Source organism: Streptomyces sp. NBC_00433, from assembly GCA_036015235.1.
Classification (GTDB): domain Bacteria; phylum Actinomycetota; class Actinomycetes; order Streptomycetales; family Streptomycetaceae; genus Actinacidiphila.
In genome coordinates, this window is record CP107926.1 from 7,082,648 (window position 1) to 7,105,682 (window position 23,035).

General features: G+C 73.3%; 18 protein-coding genes and 1 pseudogene. 11 read left to right on the forward strand and 8 right to left on the reverse strand.

Features of this window, described 5'->3' with window-relative positions; translation table 11 throughout:
• Positions 1 to 122: 122 nt before the first annotated feature.
• The 3 genes from OG900_30230 to OG900_30240 form a co-directional block, all read right to left on the reverse strand.
• Positions 123 to 1,658: an NAD(P)/FAD-dependent oxidoreductase gene (locus tag OG900_30230; GenBank protein ID WUH93980.1), complete on the reverse strand. Its 1,536-nt coding sequence runs from the start codon at positions 1,656 to 1,658 to the stop codon at positions 123 to 125.
• 28 nt (positions 1,659 to 1,686) lie between these two features.
• A complete protein-coding gene (locus tag OG900_30235) occupies positions 1,687 to 2,295 on the reverse strand; it encodes a DUF4126 domain-containing protein (protein ID WUH93981.1) in 609 nt (202 codons plus the stop codon).
• 344 nt (positions 2,296 to 2,639) lie between these two features.
• Positions 2,640 to 3,269, reverse strand: a complete 630-nt coding sequence (locus tag OG900_30240) for a TetR/AcrR family transcriptional regulator (protein WUH93982.1) — start codon at positions 3,267 to 3,269, stop codon at positions 2,640 to 2,642.
• Between the two features lie 101 nt (positions 3,270 to 3,370).
• On the opposite strand from OG900_30240, the gene OG900_30245 reads away from it, so the two are divergent.
• Complete coding sequence (locus OG900_30245) at positions 3,371 to 3,886, forward strand: SAV_6107 family HEPN domain-containing protein (protein ID WUH93983.1); 516 nt, start codon at positions 3,371 to 3,373, stop codon at positions 3,884 to 3,886.
• Positions 3,887 to 4,156: 270 nt separating this feature from the next.
• Here the strand turns inward: OG900_30245 and OG900_30250 are convergent, their stop codons facing one another.
• The gene (locus OG900_30250; GenBank protein WUH93984.1) at positions 4,157 to 5,110 is read right to left on the reverse strand and encodes an IS481 family transposase; all 954 of its coding nucleotides are present in this window, start codon (positions 5,108 to 5,110) and stop codon (positions 4,157 to 4,159) included.
• A 167-nt stretch (positions 5,111 to 5,277) separates the two neighbouring features.
• Here OG900_30250 and OG900_30255 point away from each other — a divergent pair, with 167 nt between their 5' ends.
• Entirely contained in the window at positions 5,278 to 6,048 is a 771-nt protein-coding gene (locus tag OG900_30255; protein WUH93985.1) for a methyltransferase domain-containing protein, read from the forward strand.
• Between the two features lie 245 nt (positions 6,049 to 6,293).
• Positions 6,294 to 6,710, forward strand: a complete 417-nt coding sequence (locus tag OG900_30260) for a DUF3040 domain-containing protein (GenBank protein WUH93986.1) — start codon at positions 6,294 to 6,296, stop codon at positions 6,708 to 6,710.
• Positions 6,711 to 7,281: 571 nt separating this feature from the next.
• Here the strand turns inward: OG900_30260 and OG900_30265 are convergent.
• The 4 genes from OG900_30265 to OG900_30280 all read right to left on the reverse strand — a co-directional run bounded on the left by OG900_30265 (position 7,282) and on the right by OG900_30280 (position 12,866).
• Positions 7,282 to 9,693 carry a DUF3488 and transglutaminase-like domain-containing protein gene (locus OG900_30265; GenBank protein WUH93987.1) on the reverse strand — a complete coding sequence of 804 codons (2,412 nt, stop codon included), beginning with the start codon at positions 9,691 to 9,693 and terminating at the stop codon, positions 7,282 to 7,284.
• The gene (locus tag OG900_30270) at positions 9,690 to 11,162 is read right to left on the reverse strand and encodes a DUF58 domain-containing protein (protein ID WUH93988.1); all 1,473 of its coding nucleotides are present in this window, start codon (positions 11,160 to 11,162) and stop codon (positions 9,690 to 9,692) included. The genes OG900_30265 and OG900_30270 overlap by 4 nt, the downstream gene beginning before the upstream one ends.
• Positions 11,162 to 12,169, reverse strand: coding sequence for a MoxR family ATPase (locus tag OG900_30275; protein WUH93989.1), 1,008 nt, complete (start codon positions 12,167 to 12,169; stop codon positions 11,162 to 11,164). The genes OG900_30270 and OG900_30275 overlap by 1 nt, the downstream gene beginning before the upstream one ends.
• A gap of 148 nt (positions 12,170 to 12,317) precedes the next feature.
• Positions 12,318 to 12,866, reverse strand: a complete 549-nt coding sequence (locus OG900_30280; GenBank protein ID WUH93990.1) for a carbonic anhydrase — start codon at positions 12,864 to 12,866, stop codon at positions 12,318 to 12,320.
• 230 nt (positions 12,867 to 13,096) lie between these two features.
• On the opposite strand from OG900_30280, the gene mraZ reads away from it, so the two are divergent.
• The 8 genes and pseudogenes from mraZ to murD all read left to right on the forward strand — a co-directional run bounded on the left by mraZ (position 13,097) and on the right by murD (position 23,033).
• Positions 13,097 to 13,528 (forward strand): division/cell wall cluster transcriptional repressor MraZ, encoded by a 432-nt coding sequence (gene mraZ / locus OG900_30285; protein ID WUH93991.1) that lies wholly within the window; start codon positions 13,097 to 13,099, stop codon positions 13,526 to 13,528.
• Between the two features lie 213 nt (positions 13,529 to 13,741).
• Positions 13,742 to 14,719, forward strand: a complete 978-nt coding sequence (gene rsmH / locus OG900_30290) for a 16S rRNA (cytosine(1402)-N(4))-methyltransferase RsmH (protein WUH93992.1) — start codon at positions 13,742 to 13,744, stop codon at positions 14,717 to 14,719.
• Positions 14,720 to 14,739: 20 nt separating this feature from the next.
• Positions 14,740 to 15,093: pseudogene (locus OG900_30295) on the forward strand (hypothetical protein).
• 381 nt (positions 15,094 to 15,474) lie between these two features.
• Positions 15,475 to 17,379 (forward strand): penicillin-binding protein 2, encoded by a 1,905-nt coding sequence (locus tag OG900_30300; protein WUH93993.1) that lies wholly within the window; start codon positions 15,475 to 15,477, stop codon positions 17,377 to 17,379.
• Positions 17,380 to 17,381: 2 nt separating this feature from the next.
• The gene (locus OG900_30305) at positions 17,382 to 19,094 is read left to right on the forward strand and encodes a UDP-N-acetylmuramoyl-L-alanyl-D-glutamate--2,6-diaminopimelate ligase (protein WUH93994.1); all 1,713 of its coding nucleotides are present in this window, start codon (positions 17,382 to 17,384) and stop codon (positions 19,092 to 19,094) included.
• A complete protein-coding gene (gene murF / locus OG900_30310; GenBank protein ID WUH93995.1) occupies positions 19,091 to 20,533 on the forward strand; it encodes a UDP-N-acetylmuramoyl-tripeptide--D-alanyl-D-alanine ligase in 1,443 nt (480 codons plus the stop codon). Before OG900_30305 ends, murF begins: the two co-directional genes overlap by 4 nt.
• Positions 20,530 to 21,594: a phospho-N-acetylmuramoyl-pentapeptide-transferase gene (mraY, locus tag OG900_30315; protein WUH93996.1), complete on the forward strand. Its 1,065-nt coding sequence runs from the start codon at positions 20,530 to 20,532 to the stop codon at positions 21,592 to 21,594. Before murF ends, mraY begins: the two co-directional genes overlap by 4 nt.
• Positions 21,591 to 23,033, forward strand: a complete 1,443-nt coding sequence (gene murD / locus OG900_30320) for a UDP-N-acetylmuramoyl-L-alanine--D-glutamate ligase (GenBank protein ID WUH93997.1) — start codon at positions 21,591 to 21,593, stop codon at positions 23,031 to 23,033. The genes mraY and murD overlap by 4 nt, the downstream gene beginning before the upstream one ends.
• Positions 23,034 to 23,035 lie beyond the last annotated feature (2 nt).

The following is a 23,035-nucleotide window of genomic DNA, read 5'->3' on the forward strand; positions in this document are numbered from 1 at the left end:
TCACGCTAAGTGATCGACCGTTCGCTCCGGGAGGGCCTGCGGACACAACCGCCCGATCTGCTGAATTCAGGCGGGTGTCCGATTAACGATCTTGGGACGCGGTCCTGTGTGACGCGTCGCGCTCAGCGGCTGCCGCCGGGGCCGCCGGCGACCAGGTCGGCCGTGATCGCCGCCGACATGCCCGCGTGCGGCAGCCCGCCGCCGGGGTGGGCCCAGCCGCCGACGCGGTAGAAACCGGGCAGGGGCGACCGGTTCGCCGACCGCAGCAGGATGCCGCCGGCCCCGGCCAGCGAGGGCGCGGGCACCGCGCCGCGCGCGGCGCCGGTCTCCCGCTCGATGTCCACCGGGGTGCGGACCTCCCGCCACAGCTCGCGCGCGCGCAGCCCCGGCACGGCCGCCTCCGCTGCGGCCACCATCAGGTCGGCGAAGGAGTCGGCGGCCCCCGGCGCGTTCCAGTCCAGCGTCCGCGCCGACTCGCGCGCCGCCTCGTGCGCGGGCACCGGCGCGGTCAGCGTCACCGCCTCGTGGCCGTCGTCGGGACGCGTCGCCGGGTCGTCGGGCCGCAGCACGGTCACCGTCAGCGCGCCCCGCGGCGGCAGCGGCGCGGGGTGGCGGGCGGTGAGCCAGTCCAGCGCCCGGCCCCGGTCCGCCGCGTGCACCACCGTGCGGTGCGCGGTGCCCGACGGGCGAGAGCCGCGCAGCGCCAGATGCACCGTCAGGCGGCTGCCCTCGTCGCGCGGCCCGTCGAAGGGCCACGGCTCGCCGTCGGTGTCCCGGCCCGCCGCGCCCGCGTGGAGGGCCGGCGCCGGGGTGCCTGCCACCACGATGTCGGCGGCCACCTCGCTGCCGTCGGCCAGCCGCACACCCGCCGTACGGCCGTCCGCCACCAGCAGGCCGGTCACCTGCGTGTCGAAGCGGAATTCCACCCGGCGCTCCAGGCACCGCTCGTGGACCGCCCGCACCAGCTCCCGCATGCCGCCGCGGACATACCAGAGGCCGAAGGTCTCCTCCAGATACGGCAGGACGGCCGCCGACGCCGGGCCCTCGCGCGGGTCGACGCCCTGGGCCAGCAGATGGCTCTCCAGCAGCGCCACCAGCCGCGGGTCGCGCAGCTCCGCGGCGGCGATCCTGGCCAGCGACGGCCGGTTGCGGCCGGGGCCCAGGCCGCGCCTGACCGCCGGATACGGGTCGCGGGCGAAGGCCGACGGGTCGGCGGGCAGCGCCTCCTCCAGCATCGGCCGCCGCATCGCCTCCCAGGTCTCCCGCGCCCTGACCATGAGGTCGCTCCAGCGCTCACCGCTGCCGGGCCCGAAGGCCGCGTCCATGGCGGCGATCGTGCCCGACCGCGACGCGTTCGGCAGCGTGAGGTCCGTACCGTCGGCGAAGACATGGCGTGCCGCCGGGTTCACCTCGACCAGGTCGACGCAGGCCTCCAGGGGCCGCTTCCCGGTCTTCACGAACAGATCGCGGTAGACCGCGGGCAGTGTCAGCAGGCCGGGCCCGGTGTCGAAGGCGAAGCCGTCCCTGGCCAGCCGGCCGACACCGCCGCCGTACGTGGCGGTGCGTTCGAGCACCACCACCTGGTGGCCCCCGACGGCGAGCCGGGCCGCCGCCGCCAGCGACGCCATGCCTGCGCCTGTCACCGCAATCCGTGCCATGCCACGGACTGTAGCGGCGGGCACAGGCTCAGACGGCGGCCGGGGTGCCCGGGCCGCCGCGGGTCGCCCGGCGCTCCCTGCGGCGCCGCCAGAAGCGCCGGATGCGGGAGAAGAGGAAGCCCACCGTGGCAAGGCCGAGCGCCAGCAGTGTGCCGGCGATCAGCGCCGCCGCCACCGGGTGGAAGAGGGCGAAGACCATCAGCGTCCCCACCCCCAGATCCTCGGCCAGGCTCACCACGATGTTGCTGAAGGGCTCAGGCGAGGTGTTGACCGCCATCCTGGTGCCGGCCTTCACCAGATGGCTGGCCAGCGCTGTGGAACCGCCGACCGCGGCCGCCGCCAGCTGCGGCAGCGAGCCGTCGTGGCCGGCCAGCAGTGCGGCCACCACCGCCCCCGCGACCGGCCGGACTGCGGTGTGCACCGTGTCCCACGCCGTGTCGATGTAGGGGATCTTGTCGGCGACGGCCTCGCAGAGGAAGAGCACGGCGGCGGCCACGAGCACATCAGGGCGCTGCAGCGCGTGCGGGACCTCGTCGGTCGCCCCGGTGGCACCCATGAGGCCCAGCAGCAGCACGACGGCATAGGCGTTGATCCCGCTCGCCCAGCCACTGGTGAAGACCAGCGGGAGTACGGACATGACCGGAACTCTAGCCAGAACAGGCCGGACGGTGACCGGAACCGGGGGAAGGTGAGTGAAACCCCCGGGATCTGAGTATCACTACCTAGACCCGCCGTTGAGTAGCCGCACGGATAGCCGCAGCCCGTCGGGGGACGGGAGAGTGGAGCCGCGGACGGGCAGGCCGAACGCACCGCCGACACGGGGCGGCGGTACGGAAGGCCTCCCGGTCGTCAACGGGGGTTGCATGGGGGAGGCGCTGTCCCGGCACGGCTCGGTGGGGGACCGGTCCGTGCCAGGACATCGCACTCGACTTTTCCGGCGCCTCCTGGCCCCCGGCTTCCCCCGGCCGCCAGGACCGGTTCTCAGGACCGCGGTGCCGCCGAGTCGAGCGCCGCGCCTCCGACCCGGCCCTGGAGCAGTCGCGACAGTGCCGCGTGCACATCGTCGATGCTGCGTTCCGGCTGGAACGCCTGCCAGTCGAGGGCCGCCACCAGCACCATGCCGAACAGCGCGGACGCCGTCAGCTGGACGTCGATGTCCTCGCTCAGCTCACCCGCCGCCACCGCCGCGCTCAGCACCTCCTCGACCACCGAGACGGCCTGCCGCCGCACCAGCGTCAAGGTGTCCTGCCAGGCCCGGTTGGTCCGCCACAGCTCGGCCACGTAGAGCTGGGTGAAGGACGGATAGCGCACGATGAAGCGCAGACCGGCGTGGATCATCGCGTCCAGCGCGTCCACCCCGCTGCCGCCGCACGCCGTGGCGGTGGTGGCGGCCTGCCGCAGCGCGTCCCGCAACCGGTCCACACCGTCCCGCAGCAGCTCCTCGAACAGGTCGTTCTTGCTGGCGAAGTTGTAGTAGACGGTCCCCTTGGCGACACCGGCCCGCTCGGCGATCTCGTCGACGGTGGTGGCGGAGAAACCCTGCTCGGCGATGAGAGTGACGGCCGCCGCGTAGAGCTTGCGGCGGGTGGCCTGGCGTCGTGCGGTGCTCATGGCACCGATTCTGCCCGCCCGCGGTGGGGCGAGGTGACCCGATCATCAAGGAAGAGGCGGTATTCGCAGGTCAGAGCCGATTGTCAGTGGTCGGCCCCAGTATGGGGCGTACGGACACACGTACGGAGAAAGTGAGGCTCGCCATGGCAGTTCCGCTCAGCGACGTCCACCCTGTGCTGCGCCGCGCCACCGCTTCACCCGCCGCCCTCGACCTGCTCACCCAGGCGCACCTCGGGCTCACCGAGGCCGCCGCGCTCGACGCGCCCCACGAGCGCTATGCCACCGCCCACCTCGCCGCCCTGCGCACCGCCGCCGCGGTGCTCGCCGCCCGCGGCAGGCCCGAGGACACCCCGCGGCGGCGCCGCAGGATCCGCAGCGTGTGGGAGGTGCTGCCGGAGATCGCACCCGAGCTGTCCGAATGGAGCGCGCTGTTCGCCGCCGGCGCCGACCGCAGGGCCAGGGCAGAAGCCGGCATAGCCACCGCGGCCGGCCCGCGGGAGGCCGACGACCTGGTCCGCTCCGTCACGATGTTCCTGCGCCTGGTGGAGCGCATGCTGCTGCTCCGCCCGGCCCTCGACGGCGCCCCGCCCCTGATACCGGCCCCCGCACCCGAGTGACCGGCGTGCGGCCCCGCTGCCCATGACAGCCGGGGCCTCGGGCGTGTCTGACGAATCCCGTCTGGCTGGCGGGGCCTGGCACGCACGCTCTCCCCCTGCCTTCGGCGGGAGGTGCCCCCAGCGTTGTCGGTCGTCGGCGCGGCCCGCTGCGCTCTGTCCCCCTGGGCCTGGCGGCCCGGGTGGTGCCCCCACCCTCCGCCTTGCGATCGCACGCACCAGACTCCGCCAGCCCCGCCCCAAGGGCGGACGACGCTATTTGTCAGACACGCCCTAGATGTACTGACCCGTGAGGTTGGGGATGCGGCTGGCGGGTGGTTGGCCTTTGAGTGCGGTGTGTCCGCGGTGGTGATTGTAGGTGTGGAGCCAGAGGGGGTATGCCTCGCGTCGTTCGGTCTCGGTCCGGTATGGCTTGGCGTAGGCCCACTCGTCCAGCAGGGTCCGGTTGAACCGCTCGACCTTCCCGTTGGTCTGTGGCCGGTAGGGGCGGGTGCGCTTGTGAGTGATCCCAGCCGCTGCCAGGGTGTCGCGCCACAGGTGGGACTTGTAGCAGGCGCCGTTGTCGGTCAAGACGCGCTGGACGGTGATCCCGGCTTCGGCGAAGTAGGTGTGGGCGCGCTGCCAGAACCCGGCGGCGGTCTCTTTCCTCTCGTCGGTGAGGATCTCGCTGTAGGCCAGGCGGGAGTGGTCATCGACGGCGTTGTGCAGGAAGCTCATCCCGGCCTTGGCCCGGTTCTTGCGGCCTGCCTGCCGGCCCAGGGCCCTGTGGCCGCCGCCGTCCGGGATGTTGCCGAGTTTCTTGATGTCGACGTGCACAAGGTCGCCGGGGGCGGCGTGCTCATAGCGCCGGATCACCTGGCTGGTGGCGCGGTCCAGGTGGGCCAGGCGGGCGAGGCCGAAGCGGGTCAGGACGCGGTGCACGGTGGCCGGGTTCAGCCCCAGCAGATAGGCGATACGGGCCGGTCCCCACCGGCGCAGGACACGGACCTTGATGATCCGCCGCTCGGTCCGGGTCGGCGTCCGGGTCGGGCTGTGGTGCGGGCGCGATGGGCGGTCGGACATCCCGGCCTCGCCGAGCTCACGGTAGCGGGACGCCCACCGGTGAGCTGTTGTGGGCGAGACCTGGAAGCGCTCAGCCGCGCGGCGCAGGGGCCAGCCGTCGTCCACGACGCAGCGGGCCAGACGCAGGCGACCAGTCTCGGTCAGGGGTGCATTACGGTGGGGCATGAGGGCCTTCTGATCGTTCGGTGGCGATGTCGCAATCCACACCGAACCCGGAAGGCCCTCACTCGTTCAAGATCCCCCAGTCGTGATCACTGTCACCAACCTCCATGGACAGAACACCTAGAGTTGGAGCCGCACCAGTCACCCGCAGCCGCGAGGAGCCGTCCGCCATGTCCCGTCAAGGAGGGGTGGACCCGATGCGCCCCCGTGCCAGCCTGCGTACCGCCGTGGTCTGGGAAGTGCTGCGCGACGCCTTGGAGCGGCGGGCGAAGGCGGCGGACACCGCGGTCCTCGACGTGCTCGACACCGGCGGCGGCACCGGCAATTTCGCGGTGCCCGTCGCCCGCCTCGGCCACCGGGTCACCGTGGTCGACCCCAGCCCGGACGCGCTGTTCGGCCTGGAGCGGCGGGCCGCCGAGGCCGGTGTCACGGAGCGGGTCAGCGGGGTGCAGGGCGACGCCCAGGGGCTGCTGGACGTGATCACCCCCGGGGCCTACGACATGGTGCTCTGCCACGGGGTCCTGGAATACGTGGACGACCCGGCCGAGGGCATCCGCCATGTCGCCGGCGCCCTGCGTCCGGGCGGCGCGCTCAGCCTGCTCGCTGCGGGCCGCGGCGGCGCCGTCCTGGCCAGGGCACTCGCCGGGCACTTCGCCGAGGCACAGCACGCCCTGGGCGACCCGGACGGGCGATGGGGCGACGGCGACTCGCTGCCCCGCCGCTTCACCGCGGAGGAGCTGACCCGGCTGGTGACCGACGCCGGGCTGCGGGCCGCCGCCGTGCACGGGGTGCGGATCTTCGCCGACCTGGTGCCGGGAGTGCTCGTCGACACCGAGCCGGGCGCGCTGGACGCGCTGCTCCGGCTGGAGCTTGCGGCCGCTGAGGACCCCGGTTTCCACGCGGTCGCGACCCAGCTGCACATGCTCGCGGAGCGCGACTGATCGGTCACGCCCGGTTGACGTGCGGGGGTCGTCGAGCCCCCGCACGGCCCCCGCGTGCGGGGACCGGGCCGCGGCCCCGTCCGTCACGCCATTCCTGACCGTATGCTGGCATGACGCGACTGCGGACGGGGAATGAAGCACCCGTCGGGGTTGGCGCATCGGGGTGGGTTTCACGGGGGCGATTCCCTGCCTATCCTGAAAGGGTCGGACCGGTCGCTTCCGCGACCGACGAGTAGGAGGTCTCCGTGCCGCTCTCGGAGCACGAGCAGCGCATGCTCGAGCAGATGGAGCGAGCGCTGTACGCCGAAGATCCCAAGTTCGCGTCGGCGCTCGAGGGAACCGGGCTGCGCACGTTCACCCGGCGCCGGGTCTATCTGGCTGTCGCAGGGTTTCTGGTCGGTGTAGCGCTGCTCATGGGCGGCATGATCGCCAAGCTGACCTTGGTCGGCGTGGCAGGCTTCCTCGTCATGCTGGTGTGCGCGGTCCTCGCGGTCACCGGGTGGCGCAAGGCCGCCAAGCCGGGGGACTCCATGCCGCCGGCCGTCGCGGCGTCCGGACGAGGCGGGCGGCTCGGCCGCCGCCACCACCAGCCCCGCAAGGGCAAGGTCATGGACCGCATCGAAGAGCGGTGGCAGCGGCGCCGCGACCAGCAGGGCCAGTAGCTTCCAGCTCGGTTGAGCCATTCCGTACGCCCGCGCAATCCGCTGCGCGGGCGGTTGTGCGGTGTCTCCGCCTAGGTCGTGACCTTCCCCGGACGCGGGGGTCGTGCGGTTCCCCTTGCGCAGAGGGGGCGCCTCTCCGCCGGGCGCGGTGGCTGCGGGGTTCCTTGCGCAGGGGCTGCCTGACAGGGGCGCGGGGAACTGCGCGACCAGCCATCGACCGCGCGCGGGTCGTCACCGACCCAAAGGGGCTGTTGCTGTCGAAGACGGACCACCGGCCGGTGGACGGCTGAGCGCGCAGTTCCCCGCGCCCCTGGTGGCGGCGGTCCGTCGCCACGTGACGGTCGCGCCCACGCGGCGCCGGCCGCAGATTCGGATGCAGCCCCGCGCCCCTGTCAGGCACCCCCTGCGCAAGGGAACCGCACGACCCCGCGGCCGGGGGAGGCCGCCCCGCAGGGCGGATGCGGCCCCGTGCCCCCTGGGGGGCGCGCCCGTGCGCAAGGGGAACCGCACGACTCGCGCCGCCCGCGGGGGCGCCCCCCAGGTGGGGGGCGGCCCCGGGATCGGGGGGGGGTCAGGAGGGGCGGGTCAGGCGGCGGCGGAGGGGGGTCGTGAGGCGTTCTGTCGTGTGGGAGAGCCTCGCGGACGCCGCTGACGTCATCGCGGACGCGCTCCACAGGACGCGGGCGAAGGAGCGGGGGAAGAAGCGGGCGCGGATGCGGCCGCCGCGGGTGGCCGAGGAGTGGAGGCCCGCGCGGACCGCGTGGACGTCGGCCGCGAGGCCGGTGGCAGCCTGCGGCCGTGGCGCGTACAGCGTGCGCTCCACCGCCGTGGCCAGCGAGGTCGCCGCCTCGGCTGCGGGCCCGCTGAGCCTGCCCTCGGTGACCAGGCGGGACATCGCCCGCCGCGGGGTCTCGGACTCGTCCGGCGGGATGCCGTAGTCCCACCCGGTGTCGAGCACCTCGTCCCACGCGGACAGCACGAGTCCGCCCGCTTTCTCTCTGCCGCCTGACAGCCGTCCGGCCCGTACCCGGCTTCGCCACAGCAGTGGCAGCGTGGGCACCATGACCACCAGCAGGGCGATCAGCCCGATCCCGGCGAGCCGCAGCCCGTCGAAGCCGGAGCCGCCCGAGCCGCCGCCGCCCGCGGCGGCCGCTGAGCCGCACTCGGCAGGGCCGAGGTTGTGCTGCTCGGCGCACTGGGACGAGGCGGTCGGCGTCGGGCGGGCGGTGTTGCCGGCGCCGTGCTCCGCGGGGTCGGGGGCGTCGCCGCCGCCCGCGGTGCTGGTCGCCAGCGTGTAGGACGGCGCCGTACCTCGGTAGGGCGTCGGCTCGAAGCGGGTCCAGCCGATGCCCTCGAAGTACAGCTCGGGCCAGGCGTGGGCGTCCTTGAGCCCGACCGACATGGAACCGTCGGTGGTGAGCGAGCCGGGCGTGAAGCCGACTGCGACCCGGGCCGGGATGTGCAAGGTGCGGGCCATCGCCGCCATGGTGAAGGCGAAGTGCACGCAGAAGCCCCGCTTGGTCTGCAGGAACCGGGCGATCGCGTCCACGCCCGTACCGGACTTGGCCTCGGTGTCGTAGACGAACTGCCCCGAGGTGAAGTAGCGCTGGAGGTCGAGCGCCCGCTCGTAGTCGTTGGTGGCCGACTGGGTGACCTGCCGGGCGGTGTCCGCCACGACCGCGGGCAGCGAGTCGGGCACCTTCTCGTACTGCTCGGCGATCTTCCCGGCGGCCGGCTGCGCCGCCGCGAGCTGCGCGGCGGTCGGCGCCAGCTGCATGCTGGTGACCTGGTATTGCAGGCCCGAGGTGGTCTGCCCGTGGTCGCCGATGACCATCCGGCCCTCGGGCTCGTAGCGCCAGTCCCCGTCGGCCTGCACCCGGAGCGCCGGGTACGGCATCGGCAGCCAGCCCTGCGCGTAGTCCCGGTCCACCGCCACCGAGGTGTCGACCTCGGTGTACTTCACGTCTCCCGCCTGACCTTGCGGCGTCGGCAGGACGTCGGGGATGTCCAGCTTGTCGTCCTTGGAGGCCGACCACTGGGTGCCGTCGAACTGGTCGAGCGACAGGATCCGCAGATACATCCCGCTGGCGTCGGGGGAGTTGGTCTTGTAGGTCATCACCTCGCGGTTGTCCGGCTGGTTCAGGTAGTCCTGCAGCGCGACCTCGGGGCGTACCGACGTGGCATTGCCCACGCCGGCGCCCAGGCCGTCACCGCCGCCGCTGCCCGTGGAGCCCAGCAGGCCGCCGCTGAGCGAGGGCAGGACGACGGGCAGCACCAGGGCGATGCCCAGCGCCATCGCCCCGATCCGGCGCCCGGTGCGCACCGGGGCCAGCGGCGCGCCGCCGCCCGCGGCGCCGGCCGGTCCCGCCCAGCCGCCCTGCCGCGGGGCGCCGCCGAAGACCCGGCCCCAGCGGGAGAGCCGGTCGCGGCCCTCGGCGAGCAGCAGCAGCAGATAGCCGGCCGCGGCGATCAGGAAGTACAACCACTGGCTGCCGCCGTCCTCCAGGCCGGCGGCGACCGCGTAGAGCGCGAGCAGCGGCAGCCCGGCGGGCGCCGCGCTGTTGTACGTCACCGCTATGGCGTCGACCGCGAGCGCGATCAGCAGCACCCCGCCGACCAGCAGGAACCTGATGCCGGGGGTGACCGGCGCCGGGATCGCGAAGTTGGTGACGTCGGTCATCCCGTCCTGGACCAGCTGCCCGAGCTGGCGGAATGCCTGCGGGCCGGGCAGCACACCGCCGACCGCCTGGTGCGGGACGAACATCGCGGTCAGCACCAGCAGCGAGACCAGCAGCTGGGCGACGACCGTCAGCGGCCTGGCCAGCGGCACCCGGCGGGCGCCCGCGCCCACCCCGGCCTGCAGGACCACGCACAGCACCGCCTTGACGTACCAGCCGCGCGGGCTGGCCAGCGGCAGCAGGGCCGCCGCGGCCATCAGGGAGGCCAGTGCGGCGAACACCGTCAGCCGTGCACGTCCGCTCATGTCGTCGCCCCCGCTTCGTGCCGTCCCTGCGGGGTGTCCGGGGACTCCTCCCGCGTGCGGTAGCGGTCGGCCCGCTGCCACAGTTCCGGCAGCGTGTCGCCGGCGGCGACCTCGACCACCGTCCAGCCCGCCTCGCGCAGCATCCGCACCGCGCGCCGGGTGCCGTCCTGCTCCTCGACGGCTACGGCGTCCGCGTCGCCGGCCGGCACCAGCCGGCCGCCGGCGTCCCGCGCCATCCAGTCGTCGCTGTCCAGGACGAACGCGACCGCGCCGCCCGTCCGCTGCCTGATCCGCGCGACGCTCGTGGCCTGCTCCTCGTCCAGGTCGCCGAGGAAGGCCACTATCAGGCCCTCGGTCGCCGAGCGCAGCGCTTCGTACGCGGGCGACAGCGTCTCGCCTTCGGAGTGGGCCACCACCGCGAGGGTGTCGAGCAGGACGCCCGCCATGTCGGAGGAGTCGCCGCCGAATCCGGCGGTGCCCTCGGGGCCCGGCACGCTGGTGCCGGTGTCGGTCAGCAGCCGGACCGCGTAGCCGCGCTCCAGCATGTGGGTGGACACCGAGGCGGCCCCGGACACCGCCCATTCGAAGGCCGAGTCGGGCCCGGAGCCGAAGTAGGCCCAGGCGCGGGTGTCGAGCAGCACCGTGCAGCGCGCCCGGTGCGGCTGCTCCTCGCGGCGCACCATCAGCTCGCCGTATTTGGCCGTCGAGCGCCAGTGCACCCGGCGCAGGTCGTCGCCGTGCCGGTAGCCGCGCGGGATGACGTCGTCCTCGCCGGCGAAGGCCAGCGCCCGGGTGCGGCTCTCGCCGTAGCCGTTGGCCTCGCCGGCCAGCCGCACCGCCGGCAGCGCCTCGACCCGCGGGACGACGGTGAGGGTGTCGTAGGAGCTGAAGGAGCGGGTCAGCTCGCACATGCCGAAGGGGTCGGTGAGCCGCAGTTGCAGCGGCCCCAGCGGGTAGCGGCCGCGCAGGTCGGAGCGCACCCGGTAGGAGACCTCGCGGTGCCCGCCGGGCTCGACCCGGTCGAGCACGAAGCGCGGGCGCGGCCCGAGGACGTACGGCACCCGGTCCTGGAGCATCAGCAGGCCGGTGGGGATCCGCGAGACGTTGTCGACCCGCAGGTGCACCCGGGCCTCCGACATCGCGGGCACCCGCGACGGCGACAGCCGGCGGCTGCCCGCGACCCGGTAGCGGGTGCGGTAGAGCACCGCGACGCACACCAGCGGCAGGATCGCCAGCAGCAGTCCGACCCGCAGCAGGTCGGGCTGCCCGAGGACGTACGCGCATATCGCCGCGGCGATACCGGCCGCCACGAAGGACCGGCCGCGGGTGGTGAGCCCGCCGAGCGCGGTACGGAAGCCGCCGGTGCCCGGCCGCGGGTCGCCGCCGGGCAGGTCGGAACCGCCGGGACGGCCGACCCGCGGCGGTTGCGGGGGCGGCGGTGGCGGCCCCCCGGGGGCGGGGGTGGCCATCACAGGGTCCGGGCGCCCGGCATGCCGGGCCGGCGGCCCGCCGACGGATCGGGGACCGGGACACGCTGCAGGATCTCGATCACGACCTGCTCCGGTGTCCGCCGGTTGAGCTGGGCCTGCGCGGTCGGCAGCAGGCGGTGCGCCAGGACCGCGGAGGCCAGCGCCTGCACGTCGTCCGGCAGCACGAAGTCCCTGCCGTCCAGGGCCGCCGAGGCCCTGGCCGCCCTGATCAGGTGCAGGGTGGCCCGGGGGGAGGCGCCGAGCCGCAGGTCGGGGTGGTCGCGGGTGGCGCCGACCAGGGCCACCGCGTAGCGCCGCACCGGGTCGGCGACATGCACCTGGCGGACCGCCTCGATGAGCTTGACGATCTCGTGGGCGTGCGCGACCGGCTGGAGGTCGTCCAGCGGCGAGACCCCGCCGTGCACGTCCAGCATCTTCAGCTCGGCCTCCGGGCTGGGGTAGCCGATGGAGACCCGGGCGGTGAAGCGGTCGCGCTGCGCCTCGGGCAGCGGGTAGGTGCCCTCCATCTCCACCGGGTTCTGGGTGGCGATCACCATGAAGGGGCTGGGCAGTTCGTACGTGGTGCCGTCGACGGTGACCTGGCGCTCCTCCATCGACTCCAGCAGCGCCGACTGCGTCTTGGGCGAGGCGCGGTTGATCTCGTCGCCCACCACGATCTGCGCGAAGATCGCACCCGGCTTGAACTCGAAGTCCCGCTGCTGCTGGTCGAAGACGCTCACCCCGGTGATGTCCGAGGGCAGCAGGTCCGGCGTGAACTGGATCCGCCGTACCGAGCAGTCGATCGAACGCGCCAGCGCCTTGGACAGCATCGTCTTGCCGACACCGGGCACGTCCTCGATCAGCAGGTGCCCCTCCGCCAGCAGGACGGTCAGCGCGACACGTACGACCTCGGGCTTGCCCTCGATCACGCTCTCCACACTGCGGCGAACCCGGTCCGCGGTCGTGGTCAGATCACTCAGGCTTGCTCGTGCATCAAACGTCGTCACCCGGTACTCCTAGGCCATGTTCCGCGGGACTCGGTCATCCCTGGACCGGCCCTCCCCGAATGTGCGTGTGCCCGCGCCCGCCGATGGCGATGCGGTACCGCACTGTGCATTCTTCCCTTACGCGGCACTCCACGTCACTCGACTGCCGTTACTTGTTCGTGATTTCGCGCAGCAGACCGGTGTGGACGTCGAAGACGAAGCCCCTGACGTCGTCGGTGTGGGCGAGGAAGGGGGACGTCCTGACCCTGGCCATGGACTGCCTGACGTCCTGGTCGATGTCGGTGAAGGACTCCACCGACCAGGTCGGCCGCTGGCCGACCTCCGCCTCCAGTTCGGTGCGGAAGTCCTCGGTGATGCTCTGCATGCCGCAGTTGGTGTGGTGGATCAGCACGACCGAGCGGGTGCCCAGCGCGCGCTGGCTGATGGTGAGCGAGCGGATCGTGTCGTCGGTGACCACACCGCCGGCATTGCGGATGGTGTGGCAGTCGCCGAGCGCGAGGCCGAGCGCCTTGTGCAGGTCGATGCGGGCGTCCATGCACGCCACGACGGCGACCTTGAGCACCGGCCTGGCATCCATGCCCGGGTCGGCGAAGGCGGCGGCATAGCTCTGGTTGGCATCGACCAGTCGGTCGGTGACCGACGCGGTGGCGGCCGGGGCCGAGGTCTCGGACGGGCCGTCTGCGGCAGATATCGACATGGCTCCGACGTTAAGGCCCGGACCGCCCGGTCACCTGTTGTGAGTTCCGACGAAAAGTTAAATATGGGTCAATCCAGTGGATGTGATGTAACCCACACGGGTCGCGGGGTTCCCTGGCCGGGTCGCCCGGCAGGGTGACGCGCCCGCGCCGGGCCAACGTTGACGGTGGGGCATGGTGGAGTAAAGTGGCGCGAAGTGGTGCGTGAAAAGTGGCGTCTGCGGGAGGTGCGATGTTCCTCGGGACGTACACCCCACGGCTGGACGACAAGCACCGCCTGGTGCTGCCGGCCCGCTTCCGCGAGCCGCTGGCCGAGGGGCTGGTGATCACCCGCGGCCAGGAGCGGTGCCTGTGCGTATGGCCCGTCGCGGGCTTCAAGGTGGCCACCGAGCAGCTGTCCGCGGCCCCGCTGACCTCGAAGTCCGCCCGCGACTACCTCCGGGTGCTGTTCGCCGGGGCGCACGACGAGATCCCCGACAAGCAGGGCCGGGTCACCGTCCCGCAGCCGCTGCGGGACTACGCGGGGCTGGAGCGGGACTGCGCCGTCATCGGTGCCAACACCCGGGTGGAGATCTGGTCGGCGACCGCCTGGGCCGATTATCTGGCCGCCCAGGAGGACACCTTCTCGGCCCTCTCGCAGGAGGTTCCGCCCGGATTACTGTGAGCGCGGCCCCCGCACCGCGCGCCTCCCCCTTGCGAATCACCCGCGCGGACGTACGGCTCGGCCTCCTCCCGCTCCACCGTTGCGCTGGCACCACTTCCCCGGTGCCAGGGGAACGTCTCTGCCGAGCGGGCGGGGACCAGGTTCTACGTCCACCCGCCGGCCGCCACCCCAGGGCCGGCCGCGTGCCAGCACAGTCCCAGAAGGGCCGGCCCCATGAGCGACACCACCCCGCAGCCACCGGAGCCGCGGCACGTCCCGGTGATGCTGCGGCGCTGCCTCGACCTGCTGGCGCCCGCGCTCGCCGAGCCCGGGGCGGTGGTCGTGGACGCCACGCTGGGCCTCGGCGGGCACAGCGAGGCGCTGCTGACCACCTTCCCCGCCGCCCGGCTGATCGCCCTGGACCGCGACCCCGAGGCGCTCAAGCTCTCCGGCCGCCGGCTCGCCCGCTTCGGCGACCGCGCCACCCTGGTCCACGCGGTCTACGACGAGATGCCCGACGTCCTCGCCGGGCTGTCCGTGCCGCGCGTGCAGGGCGTGCTCTTCGACCTCGGCGTGTCCTCCATGCAGCTGGACGAGGCCGACCGCGGCTTCGCCTACGCGCAGGACGCCCCGCTGGACATGCGGATGGACCAGACCACCGGCATCAGCGCGGCCGAGGTGCTCAACACCTACCCGCCGGGCGACCTGGTCCGCATCCTGCGCGCCTACGGCGAGGAGAAATTCGCCCGCAAGATCGTGGACGCGGTCGTGCGGGAGCGGGACGCCGAGCCCTTCCGCAACAGCGCCAGGCTGGTCGAGCTGATCAGGGACGCCCTGCCGCAGGCCGCCAAGCGCACCGGCGGCAACCCGGCCAAGCGCACCTTCCAGGCGCTGCGGATCGAGGTCAACGGCGAGCTGTCCGTGCTGGAGCGGGCCGTGCCCGCGGCCGTCTCGGCGCTCGCCGTCGGCGGCAGGATCGCCGTGCTGGCCTACCACTCCCTGGAGGACCGGCTGGTCAAGCAGGTCTTCGCGGCCGGCGCGGCGAATACGGCCCCGCCGGGGCTGCCGGTGGTGCCCGAGCAGTACCAGCCGCGGCTGCGGCTGCTCACCCGAGGCGCCGAACTGCCCGGCGAGGACGAGGTCGCCGAGAACCGCAGGGCCGCGCCGGCCCGGCTGCGCGGCGCGGAGCGCATCCGCGAGGAGGCCCGGTGAGCCCGGTCCGCGCCCGGTCCGCAACCGCGGCGCGTACGCCCTTCGTCATCCTTGTCGTGACCCTCCTCGCCGGTGGCCTGATCTCGCTGCTGCTGCTCAATGCCGCGGTGAACCAGGACTCCTTCCAGCTGAACAAGTTGGAGAAGGAGACCACGGGTTACACGGACGAGCAGCAGCAGTTGCAGCAGGAGGTCGATCAGTACGGGGCGCCGGGGACGCTGGAGGGCAAGGCCCGGCAGCTCGGGATGGTCCCGGGCGGGAACCCGGCCTTCCTCGACTCGGACGGCTCGGTCCGCGGCACTCCCGAGCGGGCGACGGCGGCGCCGCCCCCGCCCAAGCCGGCGAATCCGGCCGCTCCTCCGACCCCGTCCCCGGGTACGCCCCCGGGTACTCCGACCACTCCCTCCGGTAGGTGACGCGATGTCCCGCGCGGTTCCGTTGCGTCCACACGACGGTCCGTCCCGGCTGGGCGCGCAGTTCCCCGCGCCCCTGGGTGATTGCCGCTCGCGGTGGCCTGTCGCCTTCACCACCGTCGTGGTTGCGCGCGCGGTTCCCCGCGCCCCTGAGGCGCTCGGCTCTGCGGCGGAGGGCAGCCACCAGGGGCGCGGGGAACCGCGCGACAAGCCACCACGCGGCCGCGGGCACGTACGCACCGCAAGCGCCGGGGCGCGGCCGTGAGCGCCCCTCGCCCGCCCGCGAGGCGGCCTCGCCCGGCCGCGGGGCCCGGGGCGGCGGGCCGCCCCGCCGGCCGCCCGGTGCGACGGCCTGTGCCGCCGCCGCGGCAACCGCGGCGGCGGCCCCGCATGGTGCGGCTGGGCACCCCGCGCCCGAGGCTCCGCCTCGTCGCGCTGGCCCTGACCGTGGTCATGGGCGTCTTCGTCGTGCGCCTGCTCCAGGTGCAGGCGGTCGACGCGTCGGCCTATGCCTCGAAGGCGGCGGTGAACCGCTGGGTCACCCACGACGTCACCGCCGACCGCGGCACGATCACCGACCGCTCGGGAGTGGCCCTGGCCACCACCGTGGACGCGTACGACATCACCGCGGACCCGTATCTCTTCACCCCGGCGCAGGCCAAGGTGAAGGACGCCCCCGCGCAGGCGGCGGAGCTGCTGGCGCCGATCGTCGGCGGGGACGCGACGACGATCGCCCGGCAGCTGTCCACGCCCGGCTCCCGCTACCAGGTCCTGGCCAGCCGGCAGACCCCGCAGGCCTGGAACCAGATCTCCGACCTCAAGAAGGCGCTCGCCGCCAAGGCGGTCAAGCAGCCGGGCGCCGACGTGCTGGCCGGGATCTTCAGCGAGCCGCACACCAAGCGGGTCTACCCCGGCGGCGACCTGGCCGCCGGGGTGCTCGGCTTCGTCAACAGCAAGGGCGCCGGCGGCGGCGGCCTGGAGTCGATGTTCGACAAGCAGCTCGCCGGCCGGAACGGCAAGATCCGCTACGCCCAGTCCAACGGCCGTCAGGTCCCCACCGCCGGCGTCCAGGAGCACCCCGCGGTGCCCGGCTCCGACGTGGAGCTGACCTTGGACCGCGACATCCAGTGGGCCGCGCAGAGCGCGATCAGCGCCCAGGTGAGGAAGTCCAGGGCCGACCGCGGCTATGTCACCGTGATGGACAACAGGACCGGCGAGGTGCTGGCGATGGCCGACGCCCCCGGCTTCGACCCCGCCGACCTCGCGCACGCCGACCCCGAGGCGCTCGGCAATGCCGCGATGCAGGACGCGTACGAGCCGGGCAGCGTCAGCAAGGTGATGTCGATGGCCGCGATCATCGACACCGGCACCGCGACGCCCACCACCCGGGTGACCGTGCCCGGCACGCTGCCGCGCGCTGACCGGGTCTTCCACGACGACGTCGACCACGGCACCTGGTACCTGACGCTGAACGGCGTGCTCGCCAAGTCCAGCAACATCGGCACGATCGAGGCCTCGGGGCTGCTCGGCAAGACCCAGCCGCAGGCCAACCGGGTGCTCTACTCGTACCTGAAGAAGTTCGGCATCGGCGACCCCACCGGCATCGGCTTCCCCGGCGAGACCCCCGGCATCCTGGCCGAGCCGCAGGACTGGAACGCCTCGCAGCAGTACACGATCCCCTTCGGCCAGGGCCTGTCGCTGAACGCGCTGCAGGCCACCTCGGTCTACGCGGCGATCGCCAACGGCGGCGTCAGGGTCGAGCCCAGCCTGATCCGCGGCATCACCGGGCCGGACGGGCGCTTCGTGCCCGCCGCGCCGCCGAAGAAGACCAGGGTGGTCAGCGCGCAGACCGCGAAGACGCTGTCCACCATGCTGGAGTCGGTGGTCGGCAGCGAGCAGGGCACCGGCATCAACGCCCGGATCGACGGCTACCGGGTCGCCGGCAAGACCGGTACGGCCAACCGGGTGGACCCGAAAACGGGCACCTACAAGGGCTACACCGCGTCCTTCATGGGCTTCGCGCCGGCCGACAACCCGCGGGTCACCGTCTCCTGCGTCATCCAGAACCCCACCAAGGGCAGCTACTTCGGCGGCTCGATCTGCGGCCCGGTCTTCAAACAGGTGATGGAATTCGCCCTCAAGACGCTCCAGGTGCCGCCGTCCGGCGTACCGGCCCCGCAGCTGCCGATCACCTTCGACCCGGCCGAGCCCGCCGCCCCCGCGGCGACCGGCGCCAAGGCGCGGTGATCATGACAGGCACCGGCCGCGACCGGCCCGGCGTCCCCGGCGGCACGGCCCGCGACCTGCGGCCGCCCCGCCCGGCGGGCACGGACCACGACCCGCGGCCGCCGTACCCTGCCTGTTTTGGCCCCGAGCCCGGCCAGCCCGGTAATCTCACCGCCGTGCCCAACCCTGATCAAGCCACCACCCTCACCCAGCCGGGCCTGCCGCGGCCGACGCGGGTCCGCCCCAAACCGCTGGCGGACCTCGCCCGGCGGCTCGGCCTGCCGGACCCCGGAGGTGACACCGCGGTCACCGGCATCACCCACGACTCGCGCGCGGTCCGCCCCGGGGACCTCTACACCGCCCTGCCCGGCGCCCGCTTCCACGGCGCCGACTTCGCCGCCCAGGCGGCCGCCGCCGGAGCCGCCGCCGTGCTCACCGACCCGGCGGGCGAACAGCGCGCCGCCGAGACCGGTCTGCCGGTGCTCACCGTCCCCGAGCCCAGGTCGGTGATGGGCGCGCTGGCCGCGGCCGTCTACGACGAGCCCGGCGAGGCGATGCTGCGGATCGGCATCACCGGGACCTCGGGCAAGACCACCACCGCCTATCTGGTCGAGGGCGGCCTGCGGGCCGCCACCGGCGGCGCCACGGGCCTCGTCGGCACCGTCGAGACCCGGATCGGCGAGGACCGCGTCAAGAGCGAGCGCACCACCCCGGAGGCCACCGACCTGCAGGCGCTCTTCGCGGTGATGCGCGAACGCGGGGTCGGCTCGGTCGTCATGGAGGTCTCCAGCCACGCGCTGGTGCTCGGCCGGGTCGACGGCGCCGTCTTCGACGTGGCCGTCTTCACCAACCTCAGCCCCGAGCACATGGAATTCCACACCGGCATGGAGGACTACTTCCAGGCCAAGGCGCAGCTCTTCACCCCGCACCGCAGCCGGCTCGGCGTGGTCAACCTGGACGACGAGTACGGCCGCCGGCTGGTCGCCGAGGCCACCGTGCCGCTGGTGACCTTCTCGGCGCGGGGCAGGCTGGACGCCGACTGGCGGGCCGAGGACGTCGAGGCGGACCTGATGGGCAGCACCTTCACGGTGCTCGGCCCCAAGGGCGAGCGGCTGCGGGCCGCCGCGCCGCTGCCCGGCCCCTTCAACGTCGCCAACACCCTCGCCGCGATCACCGCGCTGGCCGCCGCGGGCCTCGACCCGCAGAGCGCCGCCGAGGGCGTCGCGGCGGTCCCCGGGGTGCCGGGCAGGCTGGAGCGGGTCGACGCCGGGCAGCCGTATCTCGCGGTGGTCGACTACGCGCACAAGACCGACGCCGTGGAGTCCGTGCTGCGGGCGCTGCGCACCACCACCCGCGGCCGTATCCACGCCGTGCTGGGCTGCGGCGGCGACCGCGACGCCACCAAGCGCGGCCCGATGGGCGCCGCGCTGGCCAGGCTCGCCGACACCGCCGTGCTCACCTCGGACAACCCGCGCTCCGAGGACCCGCTGGCGATCCTCAGCGCGATGCTGGCCGGGGCCGCCCAGGTGCCGGCCGAGGAGCGCGCCCGGGTCGTCGTCGAACCCGACAGGGCCGCCGCGGTGGCCGCCGCCGTCGCCGCGGCCGAGCCGGGCGACATCGTGCTGGTGGCGGGCAAGGGCCATGAGCAGGGCCAGGACATCGCCGGAGAGGTGCGCCCCTTCGACGACCGAGAGGTGCTGCGCGCCGCGATCGAGAAGGACCGGAAAGCATCGTGATCCCCCTTACCCTCGCCGAGGTCGCACGCGCGGTCGGCGGGACTACGTACGACATACCGGACGACACACTGCTGGTCACCGGGCCGGTGGTCAGGGACTCCCGCGAGGTGGTGCCCGGCTCGCTGTTCGTGGCCTTCGCCGGCGAGCGGGTCGACGGCCACGACTTCGCCGCGGGGGCGGTGGAGGCCGGGGCGGTCGCGGTGCTCGCGGGCCGCCCTCTGGGTGTGCCCGCGATCGTGGTGGACGACGTGCAGGCCGCGCTCGGCGCGCTGGCCCGGCATGTCATCGACTCGCTCGGCGCGACCGTGGTGGCGCTCACCGGCTCCGCCGGCAAGACCAGCACCAAGGACCTGCTGGCGCAGCTCCTCGAACACCTCGCGCCGACCGTCTACACCCCCGGGTCGCTCAACAACGAGATCGGCCTGCCGCTGACCGCGCTGCAGGCCGACGAGGGCACCCGGCACCTGGTGCTGGAGATGGGCGCCCGTGGCATCGGTCACATCGCGTACCTGACCGGCCTGACGCCGCCGCGCATCGGCCTGGTGCTGAACGTCGGCAGCGCCCACATCGGCGAGTTCGGCGGCCGCGAGCAGATCGCCCAGGCCAAGGGGGAACTGGTCGAGTCGCTGCCCGACGGGCACGCGGGCGGCATCGCCGTACTGAACGCAGACGATCCGCTGGTGCTGGCCATGGCGGAACGTACCAAGGCCCGGGTGGTGCTCTTCGGGGAGAGCGAGCAGGCCTCCGTGCGGGCCACCGGCATCCACCTCAACGACCGAGGTCAGGCGGTCTTCTCCCTGCGAACACCCACCGGGTGCGCCGACGTGACCTTGCGCCTGTACGGTGAGCACCACGTGTCGAACGCGCTCGCCGCAGCCGCCGTCGCCAGTGAACTCGGCATGCCCGCCGAGGAGATCGCCACCGCGCTCTGCGCGGCGGGACCGCTCTCGCGCTGGCGGATGGAGGTCACCGAGCGCCCCGACGGCGTGACGGTCGTCAACGACGCCTACAACGCGAACCCCGAATCCATGAGGGCAGCCCTGCGCGCACTCGCCGCGATGGGCCGGTCCGCACAGGCCGCGGGGGGACGGACGTGGGCGGTGCTGGGAAAGATGGCCGAACTGGGCGGGGAAGCACTCGCCGAGCACGACGCGGTGGGGCGGCTGGTCGTCCGGCTCAACGTCAGCAAGCTCGTTGCGGTCGGCGGCACGGAAGCCGCGTGGCTGCAAATGGGCGCCTATAACGAGGGTTCGTGGGGTGAGGAGTCGGTGCACGTGTCCGACGCGGAGGCGGCGATCGACCTGTTGCGCGCAGAGGTGCGCCCAGGTGACGTCGTGCTGGTGAAGGCATCACGGTCGGTCGGCCTGGAGGCCGTCGCCCTGGCGCTGACCGAAGGCGATCCCGGCGGTACGGCGGCCCGTGAGGGTGCCGCGCGATGAAGCAGATCCTGGTCTCCGGGGTGATCGCGCTCTTCCTGTCGCTGATCGGTACCCCGCTGCTGATCCGCCTGCTGGCCCGCAAGGGATACGGGCAGATGATCCGGGACGACGGCCCGCAGACCCACCACAGCAAGCGCGGCACACCCACCATGGGCGGTATCGCCTTCATCCTGGCCACGCTGGTCGCGTACGCCTCGACGAAGCTCATCACCGGCGACAAGCCGAGCATGTCGGGTGTGCTGGTGCTCTTCCTGACCGCCGGCATGGGCCTGGTCGGCTTCCTCGACGACTACATCAAGCTGGTCAAGCAGCGCAGCCTGGGCCTGCGGGCCAAGGCCAAGATGGCCGGCCAGCTCATCGTCGGCGTCACTTTCGCGGTGCTCGCGCTGAACTTCCCCGACTCGCGCAACCAGACCCCGGCGTCCACGAAGCTGTCCTTCACCACGGACTTCGGCTGGTCGATCGGCCCGGTGATCTTCGTGATCTGGGCGCTGTTCATGATCCTGGCGATGTCCAACGGCGTGAACCTGACCGACGGCCTCGACGGCCTGGCCACCGGCGCCTCGGTGATGGTCTTCGCCGCCTACACCGTCATCGGCGTGTGGCAGTACGGCCAGTGGTGCGGCGCCCAGGTCAGCGCCAACGGTGCCTGCTACGAGGTCCGCGACCCGCTCGACCTCGCGGTGGTCGCGGCGGCCCTGGTGGGCGCCTGCTTCGGCTTCCTGTGGTGGAACACCTCGCCGGCGAAGGTCTTCATGGGCGACACCGGTTCGCTCGCGCTGGGCGGGGCGCTCGCCGGCCTGGCGATCTGCTCGCGCACCGAGCTGCTGGTCGCCATCCTCGGCGGCCTGTTCGTCATCATCACCATGTCGGTGGTCATCCAGGTCGGCTCCTTCCGGCTGACCGGCAAGCGGGTCTTCCGGATGGCACCGCTCCAGCACCACTTCGAGCTGAAGGGCTGGAGCGAAGTGCTGGTCGTGGTCAGGTTCTGGATCATCCAGGGCATGTGCATGGCCGTCGGACTCGGTGTCTTCTACGCCGCGTGGGTGGCCGCGTCATGACGGCCGGCGGCGGGTACGAGGACGGCGCGTTCAAGGGCGTACGGGTCACCGTCGCCGGGCTCGGCGTGTCCGGAGTGCCCGCCGCCAAGGCGCTGCACGCGCTCGGCGCCCGCGTCACCGTGGTCAACGGCGTCGCGGGGGAGCGGCAGCGGGCCGAGGCGGCGGAGCTGGAGGCGCTGGGCGTCACCGTGCGCCTCGGCGACGGCGAGAGCCTGCCCGAGGGCACCGAGCTGGTCGTCACCGCGCCCGGCTGGAAGCCGTCGAGCCCGCTGTTCGCCGCTGCGGAGCAGGCGGGCGTCGAGGTCATCGGCGACGTCGAACTGGCCTGGCGGCTGCGTGGCCCCGACGCGGCGCCCTGGCTCGCGGTCACCGGCACCAACGGCAAGACCACCACGACCAGGATGCTCGCCGCCATCCTCACCGCGGCGGGCCTGCGCACCGCCGCGGTCGGCAACATCGGCGTCTCGCTCCTCGACGTGGTCCTGGGCGAGGAGCAGTACGACGTCCTCGCCGTGGAGCTGTCCAGCTACCAGCTGCACTGGGCGCCCGGCATCCGCCCGCATTCCGCGGCGGTGCTCAACCTGGCGCCCGACCACCTGGACTGGCACGGCTCGATGGCCGCCTACGCCGCCGACAAGGGCCGGATCTACCACGGCAACAAGGTCGCCTGCGTCTACAACGCCGCCGACCCGCAGACCGAGCGGCTGGTCGAGGAGGCCGACGTCGAGGAGGGCTGCCGGGCGATCGGCTTCACGCTCGACGCGCCGCGGATGTCCGAACTGGGCGTGGTCGACGGGCTGCTGGTGGACCGGGCCTTCGTGGCCGACCGCCGCAACAGCGCCCAGGAGCTGGCCGAGACCGCCGACGTCCAGCCGCCGGCCCCGCACAACATCGCCAACGCGCTGGCCGCCGCCGCCCTGGCCCGCGCCTACGGGGTGCCGGCCGGCGCGGTCCGCGAGGGCCTGCGCGCCTTCCGCCCCGACGCGCACCGCATCGAAGAGGTCGCGGTGCTCGACGGGGTGGCCTATGTCGACGACTCCAAGGCCACCAACACCCATGCCGCGCAGGCCTCGCTGGCGGCGTACGAGCGCGTGGTGTGGATCGCCGGGGGACTCGCCAAGGGCGCCGAGTTCGACGAGCTGGTGGCCGCGGCCGCCGGGCGGCTGCGCGGGGCGGTGCTCTTCGGCGCCGACCGCGCGCTGATCCGCGAAGCCCTGGCGCGACACGCCCCCCAGGTGCCGGTGGTGGACCTGGAACGGACCGACACTGGGGCGATGTCCGCAGCGGTGGACGCTGCCCGGCAGCTGGCCACGGAGGGCGACACGGTCCTGCTGGCGCCCGCCTGCGCGTCGATGGACATGTTCAGCAACTACAACCAGCGCGGCGACCTGTTCGCGGAAGCCGTGCGCGCCGCACTGCCGGACTCCGCGGCGCACTAGCC

Coding starts and splice junctions, on each gene's coding strand:
- OG900_30230 (WUH93980.1), bottom strand. CDS start 1,658: ATGGCACGGATTGCGGTGACAGGCGCAGGCATGGCGTCGCTGGCGGCG.
- OG900_30235 (WUH93981.1), bottom strand. CDS start 2,295: ATGTCCGTACTCCCGCTGGTCTTCACCAGTGGCTGGGCGAGCGGGATC.
- OG900_30240 (WUH93982.1), bottom strand. CDS start 3,269: ATGAGCACCGCACGACGCCAGGCCACCCGCCGCAAGCTCTACGCGGCG.
- OG900_30245 (WUH93983.1), top strand. CDS start 3,371: ATGGGGCGTACGGACACACGTACGGAGAAAGTGAGGCTCGCCATGGCA.
- OG900_30250 (WUH93984.1), bottom strand. CDS start 5,110: ATGCCCCACCGTAATGCACCCCTGACCGAGACTGGTCGCCTGCGTCTG.
- OG900_30255 (WUH93985.1), top strand. CDS start 5,278: ATGTCCCGTCAAGGAGGGGTGGACCCGATGCGCCCCCGTGCCAGCCTG.
- OG900_30265 (WUH93987.1), bottom strand. CDS start 9,693: ATGAGCGGACGTGCACGGCTGACGGTGTTCGCCGCACTGGCCTCCCTG.
- OG900_30270 (WUH93988.1), bottom strand. CDS start 11,162: ATGGCCACCCCCGCCCCCGGGGGGCCGCCACCGCCGCCCCCGCAACCG.
- OG900_30280 (WUH93990.1), bottom strand. CDS start 12,866: ATGTCGATATCTGCCGCAGACGGCCCGTCCGAGACCTCGGCCCCGGCC.
- mraZ (WUH93991.1), top strand. CDS start 13,097: ATGTTCCTCGGGACGTACACCCCACGGCTGGACGACAAGCACCGCCTG.
- rsmH (WUH93992.1), top strand. CDS start 13,742: ATGAGCGACACCACCCCGCAGCCACCGGAGCCGCGGCACGTCCCGGTG.
- OG900_30305 (WUH93994.1), top strand. CDS start 17,382: ATGACAGGCACCGGCCGCGACCGGCCCGGCGTCCCCGGCGGCACGGCC.
- mraY (WUH93996.1), top strand. CDS start 20,530: ATGAAGCAGATCCTGGTCTCCGGGGTGATCGCGCTCTTCCTGTCGCTG.
- murD (WUH93997.1), top strand. CDS start 21,591: ATGACGGCCGGCGGCGGGTACGAGGACGGCGCGTTCAAGGGCGTACGG.